Annotated in this window: 5 protein-coding genes; 3 read left to right on the top strand and 2 right to left on the bottom strand. The window is 69.4% G+C overall.

Features of this window, described 5'->3' with window-relative positions:
* The 3 genes from ACTS11_RS12075 to ACTS11_RS12065 form a co-directional block, all read left to right on the top strand.
* Positions 1-627, top strand: a 627-nt coding sequence (locus tag ACTS11_RS12075) for an AMP-binding enzyme (protein ID WP_442640563.1), incomplete at its 5' end; no start/stop codon positions are given.
* Between the two features lie 132 nt (positions 628-759).
* Positions 760-1,650 (top strand): cation diffusion facilitator family transporter, encoded by an 891-nt coding sequence (locus ACTS11_RS12070; protein ID WP_442640562.1) that lies wholly within the window; start codon positions 760-762, stop codon positions 1,648-1,650.
* Positions 1,651-1,773: 123 nt separating this feature from the next.
* A complete protein-coding gene (locus ACTS11_RS12065) occupies positions 1,774-2,142 on the top strand; it encodes a hypothetical protein (protein WP_442640561.1) in 369 nt (122 codons plus the stop codon).
* Between the two features lie 57 nt (positions 2,143-2,199).
* Here ACTS11_RS12065 and ACTS11_RS12060 read toward each other — a convergent pair whose 3' ends face one another.
* Positions 2,200-3,177, bottom strand: a complete 978-nt coding sequence (locus ACTS11_RS12060) for an ABC transporter substrate-binding protein (RefSeq protein ID WP_442640564.1) — start codon at positions 3,175-3,177, stop codon at positions 2,200-2,202.
* Positions 3,178-3,231: 54 nt separating this feature from the next.
* A partial coding sequence (locus ACTS11_RS12055; RefSeq protein ID WP_442640560.1) for an ABC transporter permease occupies positions 3,232-3,668 on the bottom strand: 437 nt, incomplete at its 5' end.

The raw sequence follows: 3,668 nt of genomic DNA, 5'->3' as shown, positions 1-3,668 counted from the left end.
GTCGTGCCGGTGGTGCTCGATCCGCATTCCGGGCAGGAGATCACGGCGACCGAGGCCGAGGGCGTCCTCTGCCTGAAGGACTCGTGGCCCGGCCAGATGCGCACCGTCTGGGGCGATCACGCGCGCTTCGAGAAGACCTATTTCTCGGACTACAAGGGCTACTACTTCTCGGGCGACGGCTGCCGCAGGGACGCGGACGGCTACTACTGGATCACCGGCCGGGTCGACGACGTCATCAACGTCTCCGGGCACCGGATGGGCACCGCCGAGGTCGAGAGCGCGCTCGTGGCCCACGCCAAGGTCGCCGAGGCGGCCGTGGTCGGCTATCCGCACCCGATCAAGGGACAGGGCATCTACGCATATGTCACGCTGATGCGCGGGATCGAGCCGTCGGACGCGCTCCGCAAGGAGCTCGAGACCTGGGTGCGGACCGAGATCGGTCCCATCGCCAAGCCGGACCTCATCCAGTGGGCGCCGGGCCTGCCCAAGACGCGCTCGGGCAAGATCATGCGCCGCATCCTGCGCAAGATCGCCGAGAACGACTTCGGCGCGCTCGGGGACACCTCGACGCTGGCCGAACCCGCGGTGGTGGACGAGCTCATCGCCAACCGCATGAACAAGGGCTGACGCCCGGCGGGAGGCACCTCTCGCAGGCCACGACGGGAGGGGGTCCGCCCCCTCCCCCACCAACCGGCGGACATGGGCGCTTGAGCCACCGCCCCCGGGCCGTTAAGTGCGGCGCATCCCAAGGGGACCGCCATGTCCGCAGTGCTCAGGATCGCCATCGGAAGCCTCGTGGTCGGCGCGGTCGTGCTCGGCCTCAAGGTGCTGGCCTGGTGGCTGACGGGGTCGGTCGCGCTCCTCTCGGACGCGCTCGAGAGCACGGTGAACCTCGCCACGGCCTTCGCGGCGCTGGTCGCGATCCGGGTCGCCGCGCGCCCCGCCGACGCCGAGCACAACTTCGGCCACCACAAGGCGGAGTTCTTCAGCGCGGTGCTCGAGGGCGTCATGATCATCGTCGCGGCGCTGTTCATCCTGCGCGAGGCCTGGGCGGGTTTCCTGAGCCCCCGCGTGATCGACGCCCCCTTCGAGGGGCTTCTCGTGAACGGCGTGGCGACAGCGCTCAACGCCGTCTGGGCCTTCGTGCTCGTCCGCGAGGGGCGCCGGCACCGCTCGCCCGCGCTCGCGGCGGACGGGCGGCACCTCTGGGCCGATGTGGTGACCTCGGTGGGCGTGGCGGTGGGCGTGCTCCTCGCCGTTCTCACCGGCTGGTGGGTGCTCGACCCGATCCTCGCGGCGCTGGTCGCGGTCAACATCCTCTGGTCGGGCTCGCGCCTGGTGCGCGCATCGCTCTCGGGCCTGATGGACGAGGCCGTGCCCGAGGAGACGCTGGCCCGCATCCGGGCGGCGATCTCGGCCGAGGCGGACGGCGCGGTGGAGGCGCACGACCTGCGCACGCGGCACGCCGGAAGCGCCACCTTCGTCGAGTTCCACCTCGTCGTGCCGAGCGACATGAGCGTCTTCGACGCGCACGAGATCTGCGACCGGGTCGAGGCGGGGATCGCGCGGGCGGTGCCCGACGTGCGCGTCACCATCCATGTCGAGCCCGAACACAAGTCGAAACAGACGGGAATCGTCATCCTCGACTGAGACGCCCGGACCGGGGCGGGAAAGCGGAGATTGCGGAGACTTTTCGAGACCCTCTTGATTCGGAAGGGCTTTTGTGGCAAATATGGGTCGTGGTTGGGGGCTCCGTGAGTTGGAGCGCTGGTGATGCTGACACCGACCGCACCTTCAGGAAGCATGAACCTCCCCTGGCAGACCGCGCCGGGCAACGTCCAACGCGCGGGCGTCGAGGGCGCCGTGCCGAGCGCCGGGCCGCAGCCGGAGCTCGGGCGCGCCGCCGTCGCGCAGGCAGAGGCCTCGGAGAAGGCCCAGATGGCCCCGCATCGCGACGGGCGCAGGCATGTCCCCGAGATCCCGCCCGATCCGCCGCCGGTCAAGGGCCTGAGCGTCCCCGCCCTGCACCTGCGCGAGGTGGGCGACTTCGACGAGGCGCGCGACACGCCCGTGCCCATGATGTCCGACCTCCTCGAGGAGCTGGAGGCGCCCGGGCCGAAGGAACTGGACATCAGGGTCTGATATGTGAAACGGCCCCGGCGTCGCCGCCGGGGCCGTTCCCTGCCCGTCAGGCCCGTCTCAGTCGGCGAGCGCCGCGTCGGTGATGACGTGGGTGAAGGCCCCCTCCGGCACCGCCGAGATCACCGGGTCCGAGCCGCCGGCCAGCAGCGTGTCCACCGTGCGCTGGTAGGCCGCCTCGTCGAGGCGCCCGTCGCCGCCTTCCACCAGAAGTCCGATCTCGCGCATCATGCGAAGCTGGTGCTCCTCGGTCTGGGCGCCGGTCTCGTCGTAGTCGAGCACGATCATCGCCGCCTCGTCGGGGTTCTCCGCCGCCCAGGCCCAGCCGCGCATCGAGGCGCGCACGAAGCGGACCATCTTGTCGACGAAGGCCGGGTCCTCGAGGTTCTGCTCGAGCGTCCAGATCCCGTCCTCGAGCGTGGCGACGCCGTAATCCTCGTACTTGAAGGTGATCAGCTCCTCGGGGGAAATGCCCGCGTCGATGATCTGCCAGTACTCGTTGTAGGTCATCGTCGAGATGCAGTCGGCCTGCCGCTGGAGGAGCGGGTCGACGTTGAAGCCCGCCTGCAGCAGCGTGATGCCGTTCTCGGACCCGTCCACCGGGATGCCGAGCTGCGCCATCCACGACAGGAACGGATACTCGTTGCCGAAGAACCAGTGCGCCACCGTGTGACCCGCGAGGTCCGCGGGCTCCTCGATGCCGACATCCGCCCAGCACGAGAGCATCAGGCCCGAGCGCACGAAGGGCTGGGCGATGTTCACCACCGGCAGACCCGCCTCGCGCGCGGCGAGCGCCGAGGGCATCCAGTTCAGCATCACGTCGGCCGCGCCACCGGCCAGAACCTGCGGCGGCGCGATGTCCGGGCCGCCCGGCATGATGTTCACGTCGAGGCCTTCCTCCTCGTAGTAGCCGTTCTCCAGCGCCACGTAATAGCCCGCGAACTGGGCCTGCGTGACCCACTGGAGCTGCAGGTTCACCGTGTCCTGCGCCTGCGCCGCACCGCCGAGCCCCAGGCCCGCCGCCAGCGCCGTCGTCATGATCTTGTTCAAGGTCTTCCTCCTGGTTGGACTTCTTTTGTTGCCGTCCCCTTCTCAGGCCCCTCTCTGCGACGGGTGCCAGAACGTCAGCCGCCGCTCGATCAGGGCCACGAGCCCGTAGAATGCCGTCCCCGCCATCGCGGCCACGGCAATAGACGCCCAGACCATGTCCATGGCCAGGCGCCCAACCTCGATCTTGATCCGGAACCCCATGCCGACGACCGGCGAGCCGAAGAATTCGGCGACGATCGCCCCGATGAGCGCAAGGGTCGTGCAGATCTTCAACCCGTTGAAGACGAAGGGCATCGCGGTCGGCAGGCGGAGCTTGAGGAGCCCCTGCCAGTAGCTCGCCGCGTAGGTGTGCATGAGGTCGCGCTGCATCGCGTCCGAGGCCTTCAGCCCCTGCACGCAGTTCACCAGCATGGGGAAGAAGACCATGGCGACGACGACCGCCGCCTTGGACTGCCAGCCGAAGCCGAACCACATGACGA

The organism is Roseicyclus sp., assembly GCF_052168335.1.
In the GTDB taxonomy this organism is placed as follows: Bacteria; Pseudomonadota; Alphaproteobacteria; order Rhodobacterales; family Rhodobacteraceae; genus Roseibacterium.
The sequence above is the reverse complement of the archived record's forward strand: the minus strand, read 5'-3'. Positions and strand labels throughout refer to the sequence as shown.

Coding starts and splice junctions, on each gene's coding strand:
- ACTS11_RS12070 (WP_442640562.1), top strand. CDS start 760: ATGTCCGCAGTGCTCAGGATCGCCATCGGAAGCCTCGTGGTCGGCGCG.
- ACTS11_RS12060 (WP_442640564.1), bottom strand. CDS start 3,177: ATGACGACGGCGCTGGCGGCGGGCCTGGGGCTCGGCGGTGCGGCGCAG.
- ACTS11_RS12065 (WP_442640561.1), top strand. CDS start 1,774: ATGCTGACACCGACCGCACCTTCAGGAAGCATGAACCTCCCCTGGCAG.